Source organism: Acinetobacter gyllenbergii, from assembly GCF_001682515.1.
GTDB classification, from domain to species: domain Bacteria; phylum Pseudomonadota; class Gammaproteobacteria; order Pseudomonadales; family Moraxellaceae; genus Acinetobacter; species Acinetobacter gyllenbergii.
This window is the reverse complement of the sequence record NZ_KV575266.1, coordinates 159,834-176,498: the sequence shown is the minus strand read 5'-3', so window position 1 is coordinate 176,498 and position 16,665 is coordinate 159,834. Positions and strand designations below refer to the sequence as shown.

Annotated in this window: 18 protein-coding genes; 10 read left to right on the top strand and 8 right to left on the bottom strand. The window is 41.6% G+C overall.

All coding sequences use genetic code 11. The features are described from left to right. Positions 1-165 precede the first annotated feature (165 nt). The 5 genes from asd to truA all read left to right on the top strand — a co-directional run bounded on the left by asd (position 166) and on the right by truA (position 6,033). Complete coding sequence (gene asd / locus NG55_RS14915) at positions 166-1,284, top strand: aspartate-semialdehyde dehydrogenase (protein ID WP_016542420.1); 1,119 nt, start codon at positions 166-168, stop codon at positions 1,282-1,284. 141 nt (positions 1,285-1,425) lie between these two features. Beyond that, positions 1,426-2,889 carry a FimV/HubP-related protein gene (locus NG55_RS14910; RefSeq protein ID WP_065343685.1) on the top strand — a complete coding sequence of 488 codons (1,464 nt, stop codon included), beginning with the start codon at positions 1,426-1,428 and terminating at the stop codon, positions 2,887-2,889. 61 nt (positions 2,890-2,950) lie between these two features. After that, positions 2,951-4,207, top strand: a complete 1,257-nt coding sequence (locus NG55_RS14905; protein WP_065343684.1) for a FimV domain-containing protein — start codon at positions 2,951-2,953, stop codon at positions 4,205-4,207. Positions 4,208-4,251: 44 nt separating this feature from the next. Further along, complete coding sequence (locus NG55_RS14900) at positions 4,252-5,220, top strand: asparaginase domain-containing protein (protein ID WP_171257985.1); 969 nt, start codon at positions 4,252-4,254, stop codon at positions 5,218-5,220. 15 nt (positions 5,221-5,235) lie between these two features. Beyond that, positions 5,236-6,033 (top strand): tRNA pseudouridine(38-40) synthase TruA, encoded by a 798-nt coding sequence (gene truA, locus NG55_RS14895; RefSeq protein WP_016542416.1) that lies wholly within the window; start codon positions 5,236-5,238, stop codon positions 6,031-6,033. 46 nt (positions 6,034-6,079) lie between these two features. Here the strand turns inward: truA and NG55_RS14890 are convergent, their stop codons facing one another. Then, on the bottom strand, positions 6,080-7,087 hold the full coding sequence (locus NG55_RS14890; RefSeq protein WP_004656037.1) for an AraC family transcriptional regulator: 1,008 nt from the start codon (positions 7,085-7,087) through the stop codon (positions 6,080-6,082). Positions 7,088-7,316: 229 nt separating this feature from the next. Between NG55_RS14890 and infA the strand changes: the two genes are divergently transcribed. Then, on the top strand, positions 7,317-7,538 hold the full coding sequence (gene infA / locus NG55_RS14885; protein WP_001284370.1) for a translation initiation factor IF-1: 222 nt from the start codon (positions 7,317-7,319) through the stop codon (positions 7,536-7,538). 62 nt (positions 7,539-7,600) lie between these two features. Here infA and NG55_RS14880 read toward each other — a convergent pair whose 3' ends face one another. Then, positions 7,601-7,972, bottom strand: coding sequence for a lysozyme inhibitor LprI family protein (locus NG55_RS14880; protein WP_004656039.1), 372 nt, complete (start codon positions 7,970-7,972; stop codon positions 7,601-7,603). A 175-nt stretch (positions 7,973-8,147) separates the two neighbouring features. Here NG55_RS14880 and NG55_RS14875 point away from each other — a divergent pair, with 175 nt between their 5' ends. After that, on the top strand, positions 8,148-8,546 hold the full coding sequence (locus tag NG55_RS14875; RefSeq protein ID WP_065343683.1) for a hypothetical protein: 399 nt from the start codon (positions 8,148-8,150) through the stop codon (positions 8,544-8,546). 54 nt (positions 8,547-8,600) lie between these two features. On the opposite strand, the gene leuB is transcribed toward NG55_RS14875, so the two are convergent. The 4 genes from leuB to leuC all read right to left on the bottom strand — a co-directional run bounded on the left by leuB (position 8,601) and on the right by leuC (position 12,522). Next, a complete protein-coding gene (gene leuB / locus NG55_RS14870) occupies positions 8,601-9,680 on the bottom strand; it encodes a 3-isopropylmalate dehydrogenase (RefSeq protein WP_016542414.1) in 1,080 nt (359 codons plus the stop codon). A gap of 49 nt (positions 9,681-9,729) precedes the next feature. After that, positions 9,730-10,305 (bottom strand): hypothetical protein, encoded by a 576-nt coding sequence (locus NG55_RS14865; RefSeq protein ID WP_004656044.1) that lies wholly within the window; start codon positions 10,303-10,305, stop codon positions 9,730-9,732. Positions 10,306-10,440: 135 nt separating this feature from the next. Then, positions 10,441-11,091, bottom strand: a complete 651-nt coding sequence (gene leuD, locus NG55_RS14860) for a 3-isopropylmalate dehydratase small subunit (protein WP_016542413.1) — start codon at positions 11,089-11,091, stop codon at positions 10,441-10,443. A gap of 12 nt (positions 11,092-11,103) precedes the next feature. After that, on the bottom strand, positions 11,104-12,522 hold the full coding sequence (leuC, locus tag NG55_RS14855) for a 3-isopropylmalate dehydratase large subunit (protein WP_016542412.1): 1,419 nt from the start codon (positions 12,520-12,522) through the stop codon (positions 11,104-11,106). Between the two features lie 269 nt (positions 12,523-12,791). On the opposite strand from leuC, the gene NG55_RS14850 reads away from it, so the two are divergent. The 3 genes from NG55_RS14850 (at position 12,792) to NG55_RS14840 (ending at position 15,050) form a co-directional block, all read left to right on the top strand. Further along, positions 12,792-13,457 carry a hypothetical protein gene (locus NG55_RS14850; RefSeq protein ID WP_228704190.1) on the top strand — a complete coding sequence of 222 codons (666 nt, stop codon included), beginning with the start codon at positions 12,792-12,794 and terminating at the stop codon, positions 13,455-13,457. Positions 13,458-13,925: 468 nt separating this feature from the next. Further along, positions 13,926-14,165 carry a DUF2061 domain-containing protein gene (locus NG55_RS14845; protein ID WP_016660478.1) on the top strand — a complete coding sequence of 80 codons (240 nt, stop codon included), beginning with the start codon at positions 13,926-13,928 and terminating at the stop codon, positions 14,163-14,165. A gap of 21 nt (positions 14,166-14,186) precedes the next feature. Then, positions 14,187-15,050, top strand: coding sequence for a LysR family transcriptional regulator (locus NG55_RS14840; protein WP_016542409.1), 864 nt, complete (start codon positions 14,187-14,189; stop codon positions 15,048-15,050). 8 nt (positions 15,051-15,058) lie between these two features. Here NG55_RS14840 and NG55_RS14835 read toward each other — a convergent pair whose 3' ends face one another. Next, complete coding sequence (locus tag NG55_RS14835; protein WP_065343682.1) at positions 15,059-15,844, bottom strand: glycine-rich domain-containing protein; 786 nt, start codon at positions 15,842-15,844, stop codon at positions 15,059-15,061. A gap of 72 nt (positions 15,845-15,916) precedes the next feature. Then, complete coding sequence (locus NG55_RS14830) at positions 15,917-16,663, bottom strand: sporulation protein (protein WP_016542407.1); 747 nt, start codon at positions 16,661-16,663, stop codon at positions 15,917-15,919. Positions 16,664-16,665 lie beyond the last annotated feature (2 nt).

Below are 16,665 nucleotides of genomic sequence, written 5' to 3'. Positions count from 1 at the left end.
CATAGATTTACAATAAAGTTTCCGCTTTATCAATTTTCTATCTAATATAAACAAGATATTCCACTCAATAAACGCACTGTTTTATTTCAGTAAAGCTTGCAGTTGTGGGCACTTTTGATACACTCAAACCCCTTTAAATTTTTTTACATACCGAGGCACAATGACATGAAAGTAGGTCTGGTCGGTTGGCGTGGGATGGTTGGTTCTGTCCTGATGCAACGTATGGTTGAAGAGAATGATTTTGCTCATATCGAGCCATTCTATTTCTCTACCAGTAATGCAGGTGGCGAAGCACCTTCATTTGGTGGTAAGACTGCCCCAGCACTTATGGATGCAACAGACATTAACAGTCTGAAGCAAATGGATGTCATTTTAACCTGCCAAGGTGGTGATTATACCTCTGAAGTTTTCCCTAAACTGAAAGCTGAAGGCTGGAATGGTTACTGGATTGATGCTGCATCTACACTGCGTATGGCAGATGATGCAATCATCGTGCTTGATCCAGTCAACTTAAACGTGATCAAAGATGGTTTGGTCAACGGGACTAAAACTTTCGTTGGCGGTAACTGTACCGTTTCATTGATGTTGATGGGCTTAGGTTCACTGTTCCAAAATAATTTAGTGGAATGGGCGACTTCAATGACCTATCAAGCAGCGTCTGGTGCGGGTGCGCAGAACATGCGTGAGCTGATCACGGGCATGGGTTATTTGTATAACAATACTCAAGCATTATTGGATGACCCTAAATCTGCAATTCTTGATATTGACCGTCAAATCGCAGAATTACAGCGTGGCGAAGGCTTCCCGAAAGCAAACTTTGGCGTGCCATTGGCGGGTTCATTGATTCCGTATATCGACAAACAACTCGAAAGCGGTCAATCGAAAGAAGAATGGAAAGGTCAGGTTGAAACCAACAAGATTTTAGGTAACCAGCAAATTGTGCCGATTGATGGCCACTGTGTACGTATTGGTGCAATGCGTTGCCACTCTCAAGCAATCACATTGAAACTGAAAAAAGATGTGCCACTTGATGAAATCGAAGACATGATTCGCAACTCAAGCCAATGGGCAAAAGTAGTTCCGAATACACGCGAAGCGTCAATGACTGATCTGACTCCAGTTGCAGTTACAGGGACTTTAACTGTTCCTGTCGGCCGTTTACGTAAACTGAATATGGGTAAAGAATACCTCGGCGCATTTACTGTAGGTGACCAATTACTTTGGGGCGCTGCTGAGCCATTACGTCGTATGCTCCGTATTCTAGTTGAATATAAGAACGCCTAAGCAAAAATCCCTAAAAATCAAAAGCCGATCACATTTGATCGGCTTTTTTCTTGCGATGAACGATGAATAATTTACAATTCATTTACATCACGGTAATGTATACTTTTTCCAGACGATAACATCACTTTTTCATGGATCGAGATGACTGTTTATAACAAATTAAAAATTGCCATTTTAGCCATCATTTCTTCGCAACACCTTTATGCAATTACACTTGATCCAATTCAAATCCAGTCTGCACCCGGCGAACTTTTGTATGCAGAAATGAGCTTTCATCAGGCAGATGCCAACTCCAAATTAGATGTGAGTTTAGCAACGCCTGAAGATTTACTAATGCTTGGCGCGGCACACCAGCCACCATCCAGCCTGAATTTTTTTACCCGTCGAAATAACCAAGGTGAAGGGGTTATCGTCATTACTTCATCCCGTCCAATAACGGATGCTGAGCTAAATATTATTTTAAAAATTCAGGAAGACGGTGCATCTCATCTAAAGCATATTCGCCAACCAATGCGTCAAATTGCCAAAGCACCGATCGCAAAGAATGCCAATGAACAATCATTGACACCCAAATTTATTGTCAGTGAAAAAGATATCGCTTTAAACCTACCTGAAAGTACCCGCTTTAATGTTGCGAATCCAAATCCTCAGCCACAGAATTTAAAACAAGAAACGCTGTTGAATGCACCTTTTACGCTGCCACCTGTCTTAGAAACATCAAAACCAAATTCGACAGCAACAGCCGCCAGTGCAGTTGCAATTGCTGCACCAGTTAAAGTAGAGGCTGTAACCACTGCTGCTCCCCCATCACAGCCCGTAACACCCGTCGCTGATACTGTAAAACAGCCGCTAGCGGCAACTCCAATGAAACAGGAAGATGCTCAAACTGCGAATGCGACGACCAGCACTAAGCAAAATGCGGCATTGGATGAGGAATTAAAAGTAGCTGAGCTTAAACCGACCGAAACCAAAGAAAAAACTAAAACACAGGAACAGGTTCAAGAAACGGTTCAGACCACCAAGAAAAAGCCTGCTACAAACTCAGCGCCAAGCAATGACAAACCTCAACAGCATTTGGTGCAACGCAATGAATCTTTATGGAGTATTGCGCAACGGATTGCGGGACAAACACAACAGCCTGTTGCTCAGGTCATGAATCAGATTAAAGCACAAAATGAACACGCCTTTATTGGGGGAAATGCCAATCGACTCAGACAAGGCTCTCATTTAAACTTTAATCTTACAGCAACGTCGGTACAGCAAAATAAAAATACCCAGCAAATTGCGGTGCAAACACAACGTCCGACCACAGGAAAAACGAAATATCGTTTGCAACAAGCTGAAATGTCTCTGGTGGCTGAAAGTCATCAAGATTCCAGTACAGGAAGTGCCAAGAAAGACACATTACAGCAAAAAACCAGTGCTGACTTATCATTAAAAGTTATGACAGCACGAGAAAAAACCGTTACATTACAAAGAAACGTAACACAGTTAGAATTGGCACTACGTCACAAGGAACAACGTATTCAGCTGTTAAATGCACGGCTTGCCGAACTGCAAGATCAGTTGAAAGCGCAACAGGACACTAAAAAGCCAACACGCTAGGTTGCGAGAATATTCTCATAAATTTGCATAAAAGCGGCTCTATCTTTAAGGGGTATAGATCATGTCAACTATAATCATTGTACTGCTGGTCATTGTACTGATTGTCGCCATCGTTTTAAAAAAACGTGAAAGCAATCAAGCCAATGCTGCACCGAAAAAAGGTGCCAGCAAAACGGCAAAAAAAGCAGCGACACGATCTGCTTCACGAACCACATTAGTCCGTGAGGAACAGGAATATGCCCCTCCAACCACGACTGAAATTTCTGAAAGTTTGCGCCAGAAACTTGAACAACAAATTCAAAACGGTAATTTCCAGTCTGCCGAAGCACAAATCAATCAGGCCCTAAAGCAAGATAACGCTCAACACGAACTGTATCTGTATTTACTTGATATTCATTTAAAGCAAAAAGATGATTTGGCAATTGATCAATTGATCAAACATATTCATGCCTTGAAACTTGAAGATATTGCACAAGCAGCTGAAGCTAAACATCGTGAATACGAACAAAACAAACAACCTGATTCCATTGATTTTAATTTAGCATCTCATCATTTTCAGCAACCATCTGCAGCTGCTGAGCCTCAAATTCAAAATAATGTTGCGGACTTTGATGCACTGGTTCAAGCCCCAGCAGCACAATCATTTGATGACTTGCAGTCTGAATATGCAGCACCTGCAGAAGAAACCAAACCTGTAGAGGCAGCGCCTGAAATTCAGCCTTTAGACTTTAATTTCTCGTTTGAGCAGAAGCCAACTCCTGAAGCTGCACCTGCCCCAGTTGAAGCACCTGAGAGCAAAGAACAGCCTCCACTTGAGTTTTCATTTAACTTAGAACCAACAACGCCGCCAAGTATTGAAGAAACAAAAGTTGAAGAAGCAAAACCAGCACTTGACTTTAACTTTGCCAACTTAGAAGTTGCATCTCAACCGATTGAAGAAAAAGCACCTGTAGAAGAAACGGCACCAAGCCTAGATTTTAACTTTGAACCTACAGTAGCAAAAACTGAACAACCTACGTCACTTGAAACCGCAGCGTTTTCATTTGATGTTGCTGAACCTGCCGCAGTTGAAACACCACCTGAGCCGATCGCTCCTGTTACTGCACCATCAGCAACGATTGCGATTCATGACCCATTGGTACAGTCTTTCCCTGATCTACAACAGCTTGATGAAGCCCAACTGAATTTAGAGCTTGCAGAGCAGTATATTGAACTAGGTGCCTATGATTCTGCCCGTGAGTTGTTAAAAAACAATCAGGCATTCAATGCAGAACAACAGCAACGTTCAGAAAATTTACTGAATAAAATAGCTTCCTGAATTTGATCAGTCTAATATAAGCAGTCTCTCAGACTGCTTTTTTTATGATGAAAACAATCGCTTTAATTTATATGGGTGGGACGTTTGGTTGTATTGGCGAACCCTTGATGCCAATGCCTGAACAGGATTTTTTGCCTTTATTAGCGAAGGTGATTCCAGCACATTTACAGGTTGAATGTTTTGCTGCGCCCAGCATTAAAGACAGCAGTGCCTGTACCGCAACCGATTGGTTGCAATTGGTACAACAAATCCAACAATTACAACTCAATGGCTTTCAGCATTTTGTCATCATTCATGGGACAGACACCTTAAGCTATGCTGCTGCAACACTGGCACGTTTTTTAGGCCATTCTTGCCATGCCATCATTACGGGCAGCCAATACCCATTATTGAATATTGAAGGCAACGATACCCGTGAATTCACCGATGCAATTGGTAATCTGTATTTAGCACTGGAGCAAGTGCTTGCCTTACCGAGTGGTGTTTATCTTGCCTTCCATGAGCAAGTCTTTCATGCACAAAGTACTTTAAAAGCCCATACCACTGAATTAGATGCTTTTGTTGGCATCAAAGCAGACCAGCGCTGTGACACCACTGCAGATGCGCTTATTGTCCAAAATCAACAGATTGATCAAGCCGCTCAACTCAGTGTCTTGAATTTGATGTTGCAGCCGATTGCGAAACAACAATTTATTTTGCAGTTAAACAATCTTCTGCTTAGCCCACCCGATTTTTTGATTCTACAAGGCTTTGGTACTGGCAATATTGCTGTGAATGATGAAATTCTGGCAATTTTTGAACAACTTTATCAGAAACAATGTTTGCCGATTATTAGTACGCAAGTGACCTTTGGGCAAATTGACCAACGCTATGCTGTCAGTTCATGGATTCAATCCGCCAAAGTTTTAGTCAATGATTGTCATAGCCATGCCGATTTATATGCAAAAGTCTTGCAAATGTATTTAAAATATCCGACCCACGAACAGTGGTTCGAACATTGGCATCAACATTAATTCTGAGGTTAGAACATGCAACGTTATGCAATCGGTATTGAATTTTGCGGTACTCAATACCGTGGTTGGCAAACCCAACAGGCTGGCGTTATCACTGTTCAGGAAACCCTAGAAAAAGTGCTAAGTCGTATTGCTAATCAACCGATTATGTTACATGGTGCTGGCCGAACTGACGCAGGCGTACATGCGACCAATATGGTGGCGCATTTCGACACTGAGGCTATTCGCCCAGAGCAAGGCTGGATTCGTGGCGCCAACAGTCAACTGCCCAAAGATATTTCAATCCAATGGATTAAATGCATGGATGAAAATTTTCATGCACGCTTTAAAGCAGTGGCTCGCCGTTATCGCTATGTGGTGTATAACGCTCCGACTCGCCCAGCCTTACTACATAAGCAGGTCACCCATCTTTATCAAACCCTTGATGTGCAAAAGATGATTGCCGCGGCAGCAAAATTTGAGGGTACGCATAATTTTGAAACTTTCCGCGCTGCAGCCTGTCAATCCAATCAGCCAGTACGCCATGTAAAACACTGCCGCTTATTTGAACATGGGCGCTATCTGGTCTTAGACATTCAGGCAGATGGCTTCTTGCACCATATGGTGCGTAATATCATGGGCTGCCTGCTTGAAATTGGGCAAGGTCTGTATGAAATCGACCATATTGATACCATGTTTGCCGCAGAAGATCGTACCGCTGCAGGTATTACCGCGCCACCTGATGGTTTATATTTTATTCAGTCTTATTATCCTGATGAATTTGACTTACCTCAGCTACCTTTAGGGCCACACTGGTTGAATTTAGCTGAATAATAAAAGGCCTTATCACTGTGATAAGGCCTTTTTTATTTGCAACCAATTAACGTTGTTTACGCTTGCGATATTCAACAGGCGTTTCATTGGTCCAGCGCTTAAAGGCGCGATAGAAGGTACTTGGTTCAGAGAAACCCGTTAAATACACAATACGTTCTACACTTTCATTGGTATTTGCTAATAGCTTTTTCGCTAAACGGCAACGATAATCCGAAAGAATTTGCTGGAAGCTGGTATTGGCTTCGCTGAGCTGGGTTCTTAAACGACGTGGCGTGATATTCAACTGTGCCGCCACTGTCTCCAATGTGGTTTCACCACTTTCAAGAGTTGAACCAATGGCACGGCGCACTTCACCCACTAAATCATAACGTGCTAGTTCTTGTAATTTTTCAATCGCCAATTGCTCATGCAATTGCAATAACTCAGGTTCTGCTTGCCATAACGGATAATCCAGTACAGCGGCATCAAAATAAAGACGGGTTTCTTTTTGCCCCAGGCTCACTGGACAACCATAGACTCTAAAGTATTCGTCATCAGCAGCACCCTCATTGAAGTTAAAATCAATATAAATTGGGTGAAACTGACCTTCAGTAATAAATTTAAAGAAACGTAAAATGCCTGACATGGCACATTCAGAGAAATGACGGTTAACTAAATTATCTGGCCAATACTGTTCGCCATTGCTTAAATAGCAGCGACCATCTTCAATCACCAGTTTGGCGTCAAAAGCATCACTGATCAGACGTTGATAGGCCAAAGCACGCTTCAAGCCTTCGCCAAAGGTTTCACTGCTGATAAAGAGATGTTCAATGACTTGACCACGATATAACGGTAAATGCTCACCCAGATGTAGCCCAATATCAGGATCATTACTGACATCCTGTGCAGCAATCCAAAATGCATTTTGTGCACTTAACGGCGTTCTTGCATTGGTATCCACCTGATTTAATGCTACACCGGCCTTTGTTAAAATCTCTTCAGTTGGTAATCCTGCTTTACGAATTGCCTGATAACCAAAGCGCAATACAACTGATGCATCTGTTAGCTGACCCACGCAGTGCCCTTCCCTGTAGATACGTTATTATGACAATGAACAACAATTTTAGATTAACGTTGATTGACCAAACTGACAACAATATTCTGCTTATTTTGTTAAAAAAATTCCAAGATTGTCTGACAGTTTCTTTCGGTTAATATCTGACAGCCTCTCACCGACTTGATCTTGTAAATTTTAAATAAATTGACTATAATTTGCGCCTTCCCAATTTGATCTCAGGTAGGCTATGGCCAATAAAGAGGAACTCATTGAGTTCGAAGGCGTTGTCACCGAAACGCTTCCTAATACGATGTTCCGTGTACGTTTAGAAAACGGTCACGAAGTTATTGCTCACATTTCTGGTAAAATGCGTAAACACTATATTCGTATTTTGACAGGTGACAGTGTTAAAGTTGAAATGACGCCTTATGATTTGACGAAGGGTCGTATCACTTATCGTGCACGCTAAGTCAGATTAGTGAATGCAAAAAAGCCACATTATGTGGCTTTTTTTATTGCTCATGCGAACGTTTATTCACTCAGGCGTGTCGTTTTACAGCCCACTGTCTGACATTCACGGATACGCTCTTGCAACCAGTTGTTGCGTTCTTGCGTTGCATTCAATTGGCATTGCACATAAACAGTACTTTTGGAGTCATCACTACACTCTGCATCACGATGGCGAATCCACGCCAGTTGTGATTTTTTCAAAATTTTTTGTTGTGTATCACTCAGTTGTTTGCGTAATTGCTGATAGTTTTTATTTAAATCAGCATCTGCACTAGCAAAAATTTTATTGGTGCAGTAGATATCATCATAAGTATTACGGGCATTTTCGCAGTTATCAGCATAGCTCAAAGTTGCCATTGCCCCACAGATCAAGCCAAATATTATTTTGCGCATGAAGTTGTCCAAATCGCTTAATTATCATCATTATCTAAGCATATTTTTCTGGGCTTGAACATTGCCCAAAAGTAGACAAGATTGTATCTTTTTAGCAATTCACAGAAATGCTCTCGACACTCCTGCACTTTTGCCATTGAATAAAAAAAGATCAAAAAGATAAAGGATGATCATAATGAAAAATTATAAGTATCTGTTGTTCTGTACACTTCTCGGTTTACAAGCTTGTGCGACATCAAAGCAGCCAAATATAAGCCTGCCCGACTATCTAAAGCCGTTTATTGGGCAATCTGCGAACACCATCCAGCAACAGCTCGACTTAAAACCCTTAGGTTTCCAAACATTAGCCCGACCAGTTAAGCAAAATAATCAACTGATTTATACCGTGATTCGTCCTATCCGTATCCCAATTCCGATAGCACAATCAACCGAACTTGGCGCTCAGAATATTCCGATTCAAAGTGCTGGCAATGCAGGCAGTGCTTATGATCTGAACTTAAAATGCCATATTATTTTTGAGCTTGATCAGCAACAAATCGCACGATCTATTCGTTATGAAGGTAAAGCCTGCTAATCAAAGCAATAAAAAAACGCAGCTATTGCTGCGTTTTTTTATAGACTTCAGTGCTTAGTTTAATGCTGCAACCACAGCTTCACCCATCGCATCTGTCCCGACTTTGTTCATGCCTTCAGACATAATATCGGCGGTACGTAAACCTTGGTCTAAAACTTGACCGACCGCATCTTCAATCGCTTTTGCAGCCGCTTCCTCACGGAAGGTATAGCGCAACATCATCGCCACTGAAAGTACCGTCGCCAATGGATTGGCAATATTTTGACCTGCGATATCTGGCGCAGAACCATGACATGGTTCATACATGCCTTTGCCATTTTCATCTAAAGACGCCGATGGCAACATCCCAATCGAACCGGTCAACATCGCTGCTTCATCAGACAAGATATCACCAAATAAATTGCCTGTGACGATGACATCAAATTGCTTTGGTGCACGCACCAATTGCATTGCCGCATTATCCACATACATATGCGATAACTGGATATTTGAATACTGTGCTTGCTGTAAGTCAGTGACGGTTTGCTTCCACAACTCGGTTACTTCAAGAACGTTGGCCTTATCCACCGAACAAACCTTGCCACCACGCAATCCAGCCAACTCAAAAGCGACTTTGGCGATACGTTTGATTTCACTTTCTGAATAGACGTCAGTGTTATAGCCTTGTTTCTCACCATTTTCGAGTTCACGAATACCACGTGGTTGACCAAAATAGATCCCCCCCGTTAATTCACGAACAATCAGAATATCAAGGCCAGCAACGATTTCAGGTTTTAAGCTCGATGCATCCGCCAATTGTGGATACAAAATCGCAGGGCGTAAATTGGCAAATAGATTGAGTTCACTACGAATTTTTAACAAACCGCGTTCGGGACGGATTGAACGCTCAATGCTATCCCACTTCGGACCACCAACCGCACCCAATAAAATCGCATCGGCTTTTTTCGCCTGTTCGCTGGTCACAGCAGGATAGGGTTCGCCATGTGTATCAATTGCAGAACCACCAAGCAAACCATGTTCCCATGTCAAAGCTAAATTAAATTTATCATTGACCTTGGTTAAAACCTTTTCAGCAGCAGCTACGATTTCAGGACCAATGCCATCACCCGCTAAAATTAAAATATGCTTAGACATCTATTCTTCTTCCAATTTTCCTATGTGCAGCGATAACACTGCGAGCCAATTAAACCTTTTTCTCAACAAACTCACCTAAACCTGTACTGACGTCAAATGGACGGCAGAAACGGCGAATGGTGTGTTGCTCTTGCTGTAAATCCACACACAATGGATCAGGTACGGAAACATTAAGCAAACTACCTGAACGACGTGTTCGATCTCGGTACATTTTAAAGGTATAGCGCACATGCGGTTTAAATGCATGAATCACATGGAAAGTTTCGGAACGGTCAGGAGAAATAGGATAGAAGCGAATCACGACTTCGTATTGCTTGGCTGGCACACTTAAATAGACCTGCTGTTTGCGGCTAAATACTGAGCCATGTAAGCGTACAATACCGCGTTCCATTGCCTTTTGGCTAATCCGATGAGTCTTTGCATCAATGACATCGATATCACCAATACGTTCAAACTCACAATTCTCAACACCTGAACAATATAAAGTTGTGTTGTCCGCCTTACTTTCCAATGTGTTCTGTGCAATACGAACTTGATCCACCACATTGGGTGCATTTTGACACGCAGTCAAAGTCGTAACAGCGCCTAGACACAGTAAAATACTGCGAGCGAGTCTTCTTTTCATTATTCAAGCCCAGTCCTCATGTCTTGTAACATGTAAGCAAAATATTATCCGCTAGCATGTTAACAAGAGTTCAATCTCTGCGCTATGCCTATGTTAAAAATGTCTAAAACCTAATGTAATTTCCCTGATCCAAACCTAGGCTTGGATCTCTTGAAACACCCATGGACGTGCTTGTTTCGCCTTTGCTTCAAAAGCACGAATATCATCTGCCACTTGTAAAGTTAAACCGATATCATCCAAACCATTCAATAAACAGTGCTTACGGAATGGATCAATTTCAAATTTAAATGCTTCACCCGTTGGGGTTCGAACTTCCTGAGCCTCTAAATCAATTGTTAACTGATAGCCCTCATTCTCAGCACATTCCTTAAATAACTGATCCACCACCTGTTCAGATAAAATCACAGGTAACATGCCATTTTTAAAACAGTTATTAAAGAAAATATCAGCAAAGCTTGGCGCAATGACGGTACGGAAACCATATTCATTCAATGCCCACGGCGCATGCTCACGGCTAGAGCCACAACCAAAATTGGTCCGTGCCAATAAAATACTTGAACCTTGATAACGCGGTTGATTTAACACGAAGTCAGGATTCTTTGGGCGTTTACTAATATCTTGACCTAAATAACCTTCATCCAAATAACGCAATTCATCAAATAAGTTATCGCCAAACCCTGTACGTTTAATCGACTTTAAAAACTGTTTTGGAATGATTAAATCGGTATCGACATTGGCACGATCTAAAGGCCCAACAATACCTTGCTCTACAGTATATTTTTCCATGCTTGTGCTCCTTTAGAATGAACGAACATCAACAAAATGACCTGCAATCGCGGCTGCGGCTGCCATCGCTGGGCTGACCAAATGGGTACGTCCGCCGTTACCTTGACGACCTTCAAAATTACGGTTTGAGGTCGAAGCACAATGCTCGCCCGGCTGTAATTTATCTGCATTCATTGCTAAGCACATCGAACAACCTGGTTCGCGCCATTCAAAACCTGCTGCCAAGAAGATTTGATCTAAACCTTCTTGTTCGGCTTGCTGTTTCACCAAGCCCGAACCTGGCACGATCATCGCCTGTTTGATGCTCGACGCAACCTTACGTCCCTTCACCACATCTGCAGCAGCACGAATATCTTCAATCCGCGAGTTGGTGCATGAGCCAATGAAAACGCGGTCTAACTGAATATCAGCCAAAGCTTGACCTGCAGTTAAGCCCATATATTGATAAGCACGGGTCCAGTCATTGCGTTGTACATCATCTTTGGCTTGTTCTAAAGTCGGTACTGCTTGTGAAACAGGAATCACCATTTCAGGAGAAGTTCCCCAAGACACTTGTGGCTCAATCTCTGCACCATTCAAAACCACCACCGCATCAAATACGGCATCTTCGTCTGAATGTAAGGTATTCCAGTATTCAACCGCTTGATCCCACTGTTCACCTTTTGGTGCATAGTTACGATCTTTGACATAGGCAATAGTTTTATCATCGACTGCAACCATACCCACACGAGCACCCGCTTCAATTGCCATATTACATACGGTCATACGACCTTCAATCGACATATCACGGAACACTTGACCACCAAACTCAATGGCATAACCTGTACCGCCTGCGGTCCCAATTTTGCCAATAATAGCTAACACCACATCTTTTGAAGTGACACCAGTACCTAATACGCCATCAACACGCACCAACATGTTTTTCGACTTCTTCTGTACCAAACACTGCGTTGCCAATACATGTTCTACTTCCGACGTCCCGATACCATGTGCCAAACAGCCAAAAGCACCATGTGTCGCTGTATGCGAGTCACCACAGACCACGGTCATTCCCGGCAAAGTTAAACCTTGTTCTGGGCCAACGACATGGGCAATACCTTGACGGATATCATTAATCCCGAACTCAACGATATTAAAGCTTTTACAGTTGTCATCTAAGGTTTGTACCTGAATACGAGAGGTATCATCTTCAATCCCTGCGATGCCCTGTTCACGCTCTTTTTTAGAGGTTGGTACGTTATGGTCAGGTGTTGCAACGTTAGCACTTAAACGCCAAGGTTGGCGATCGGCAAGCTGTAAGCCTTCGAAAGCCTGAGGGCTGGTCACTTCATGTAATAAATGGCGGTCGATATAAATTAAGCTCGAACCATCATCGCGTTGTTTTACTAAATGGTCATCCCATAATTTGTCATATAAAGTCTTGCCTGCCATGTCGTCGCCCTCCATCGTGCTTGCCATTGGTCTGGGTATTTTTGATCTTAAATTGATTATAGCAATCGCTTCACATAAATCTAATTTATCATTTTTATAAATTAACAAACTTTTAGGAATGATTTTCAATTCCCTTGATAAACTTAATGTACTTTATAAGATACGAATACCTTTTGAATAATTCATAAAATAGCTATCCGCAAAATAACTAATTTTATATAATATTTCACAAATATATAAAATAACTCACACCTTAGGATACAAAATCAATGCAGAAAGTGATATTCCCATCTATTCTTATCTTTATAGCTCTATTAACTGGATGTGCAAGCACCCAAACCCAAAAACTGAATATAAATGCTGTAAAAGCATCAAATCCAACATCCGTGATTATCTCTAAACGAGAGAAACCACCTTTCCTTGCAACTACAGCATTAAATGTACAGTTTGCTCTTCTTGGAGTGGCTGCTCAGATATCTAGTGGTAACAAGATCATTAACGAAAATCAGGTAGAAGATCCCTCAATCTATATCGCTAACGAGCTATCGAAAACACTAGAGAGTCAGCTAGGGATAACGAATATCACAACAAGCACATCTAAAACTACAACGAATAATGTTAAGACACTTGCTGAACAATACAAAGGCGCAGATCTTTTACTCGACGTCCAAACCACACACTGGCAGTCTATTTACTACATTTCAGATTGGAATAACTATAAAGTTTTATACGCTGCAAAACTAAGATTGATTGATACGAAGAATCAAAAAGTCCTTGCTGAAAGCAGTTGTTCAAAAAACCAAGACGACCAAGAGAACTCACCATCTTATGACCAGTTAATTGCAAATAATGCTGCTGTATTAAAGGCCGCACTTAAATCACATGCAGATGCCTGTATCAGCGAGTTTAAAACAAATGCTTTAAGCTCAATCTAAAATTTCATATTAACGCTAGCCCAAAGCACTCGTTTGGGTTAGCCTGATACAGATAGAATCCCCCTTAACTGAATGATCATCCTATAACTTGTCATACAAAGTTTTATCTGTTTGAGTCTTGCCAGCCATATCGTCACCCTCCACCGTGCTTGCCATTGGTCTGAGTATTTTCATCTTGGATTAATTATAGCAATCACATCACATAAACCTAATTTATCATTTTTATAAATTAACAAACTTTTTTGGAATGATAAATTGAAATTTTAGATCCTGATCATCTCATTAAATAAAAAATTTTAAATCATCTTCGCTGAGCACATTTCATACGTGCTCTGGTTTTGAGCTACTTATTTAAATGAATCATTTCACGATTTATAAATCCAATCGTCCTAAATTGAAATTTCTTTTTTACATTTTATTCGATAATGATTATTATTTACATTAATAGAGCTTCTTAAGGGCATTCCCATGACTCGTATTCAAAAATTTGTACATAACAATCGTCGAACTTTTAAAAAAACTTTAAGTTATTATATTGTACATATTAGTGTGGCAATGATGGTTGCTTATGTGATTACAGGAAACTTTTGGATTGCAGCAACCTTAAGTTTGCTTGAACCAACAGTACAAGCCTTTGCTTTTTTCTTTCATGAGAAAATTTGGAATCATTTCGAATTTAAATTAAATAAAGATACTCAACAGCTTTAAAATTTCTTTGGATACTTTTGTATGAATCTCGCTGCTTTTGAAGCATTTGTTAAAGTCATGGAAACCGGTTCAATTTCTATCGCAGCAGAACAATTATTTATTACCCAACCCGCAGTCACGAAGCGGATTCATAGCCTAGAAGACTACTTCGGGGTCAAACTGTTTGAATCAGCCGGGCGGGGCATCCAACCTACTCATGCCGCACATTCTCTATTACCTAAAGTCCGGACTTGGCTGAATGAATTAGGGGAAATTCATCATACCTTGAGTCATGAACAAGCGCAGGTGCAAGGCCGTTTAAAGATTGGCACCAGTCATCATATTGGTTTACATCATTTGGCTGAACCGCTGAAGAACTTTGTGCAGCATTATCCTCAAGTGACCTTGGATGTGCATTTTGTCGATTCAGAACAAGCCCATGAACTGGTTTTGGCCGGTGAACTGGAACTGGCATTTTTAACCCTACCGCCCGTTGGGGATGATCGTCTGAATTATGTGACCATCTGGAATGATCCATTGGTGTTTGTGGCTGCGCCCTTCCATCCTTTGTCACAACACCCCCAGCTCAAACTTGAAGACCTGATTGCCTACCCAAGTTTGTTACCTGCTGCACAAACCTATACCAGTCAAATCACTTTGTCTGAATTTGAACGAAATGGCTTAAAACCGAAAATCACCATGAGCAACAATCCCTTGGAATCCATTCGAATGTTGGTCTCGATTGGTCTCGGCTGGTCAGTGTTGCCAAAAACCTTAGTCAATCAGGATTTAAAACAACTCGATTTAAAACTAGATATGCAACGTCAACTGGGTATGGTTTGGCATCCTGCACGAATTCAGTCTAAAGCGGCTGAAGAACTGATCCGTATGATGCATGTCGGTTAATTTCAGGATTAGTCTCCCCCACCACCACCACAACTGCTGCAACTACTACAGCTATTGCTGCTACTGCTGCAGCTTGACGAGGATGACGAAGATTGTGCTTGCAGGTATTGCGCATAATCCTTGGTCATCAATTCAAGATTAAAATACTGTCCATCCTGCCAATTTAAAGCTTGATCAATCGCAAACAGTCTCGGTAATAGCGTGGTATTTCTTGGCTGATAGGCATGTAAACCGCAACTGTTCCGCCACGCGGCGAATAACTGTTGTGTTTGCTGTGTGGACGTTGTGCTCGCATCATAGGGGTTATGATGGAGCTGTCGACCAATAAGCTGTTCACACAAGTCTTGATACTGTTTTGGAAATTCCAGCATGACATGCCATAGGCTATCCACGGCATGTGAAGGCATGGCATAGGCCTGTTTTTGTATGACATGCAAAGCCAAGTAGTCCTTAAATCCAGCTTCGATCAATTGTCGTTGTTTTAGACCCAGTTCTGGATAATAGAATCTGAATTTATTCCAAAAAACTGGATCGAATTTGAATTGCTCAATCTTTTGTAATTTTTTAGATTTAGAACGCGCAATCAAGGCAAGATTCAACACAATCACTGACCATAGAAAGGGCAAAATCACCCAAGCAGTAAACAGCTGTTGCTGCCAACTGTACATCAAAATCAATAGCAAGATCGGGAGCGCGATCCATCGCATTTTGATCATCGGTTGTTGTCGTTTTAATTGCAATAATGTATCGAGCAAGATGGAAGTCTGAGCTTCCTGATTTATTTTTATTTTCATGGTTTGATCTTAAAAATAAATGATGACAGTAATATGACAAAAAAACCTCCCCAAAGGGAGGTTGAAGCAGACTTATCCAATCTGCAATAAACGGCGAATTTGCTGGGTCATCTGAGCGACATCTAAGAGATGATGCGGAATGGTCATCGACAATAATTGATCTGAGCGGAAACGGCGGTCAATCTCAAGCATGACATGGGTTTGATGCGCTTCAGCAACAAAAGACACTTCAACCTCATTAAAGCCACTGAACATAGTTGAAGATACAAACTCTAGTTCTTGGTAGCAGCCAATCGTCGATCTAAAGTGATGCGCTGTGAGTTGCCCTTTTTCGACATCCACCGTCGACAAAACAAATCCACATTGCTGCATCGCTTGTAAAAACATTTGCATGGCGGGTGTTGGCAAGATTCTTAAATAATCACGATCCGTTGCGTCTACACCCCAATCCACATCCAGACGGGTATTGATCCAGACCCGTGTTGCATTACGGCGGCAAGCAACTTCGGTGATTGGTGTTTCATGCGGGATTTCCATGGTAAAAGGAACATGGTGTGATTGATGTGCAGCCAATAAAAAATTAGAACTGATTAACCACTGATCCAAAACCAACGGTTGATTAAATTCATGATCACCCGACTCGACCTCCGCCATGGTCATCAGTTGCAAATACAGACCTTTAATATCTTTATCGGTTGAGCCACCTTTAAAGTTAATCTCACCGCGTAGCGTCTCTCCTGCCTGTAAAGTCGAATTAAATAAACGGGTTTCAACAGTGACACCTTGCAGGCCCAAGCCTGACATAATTTTACTAAACATTT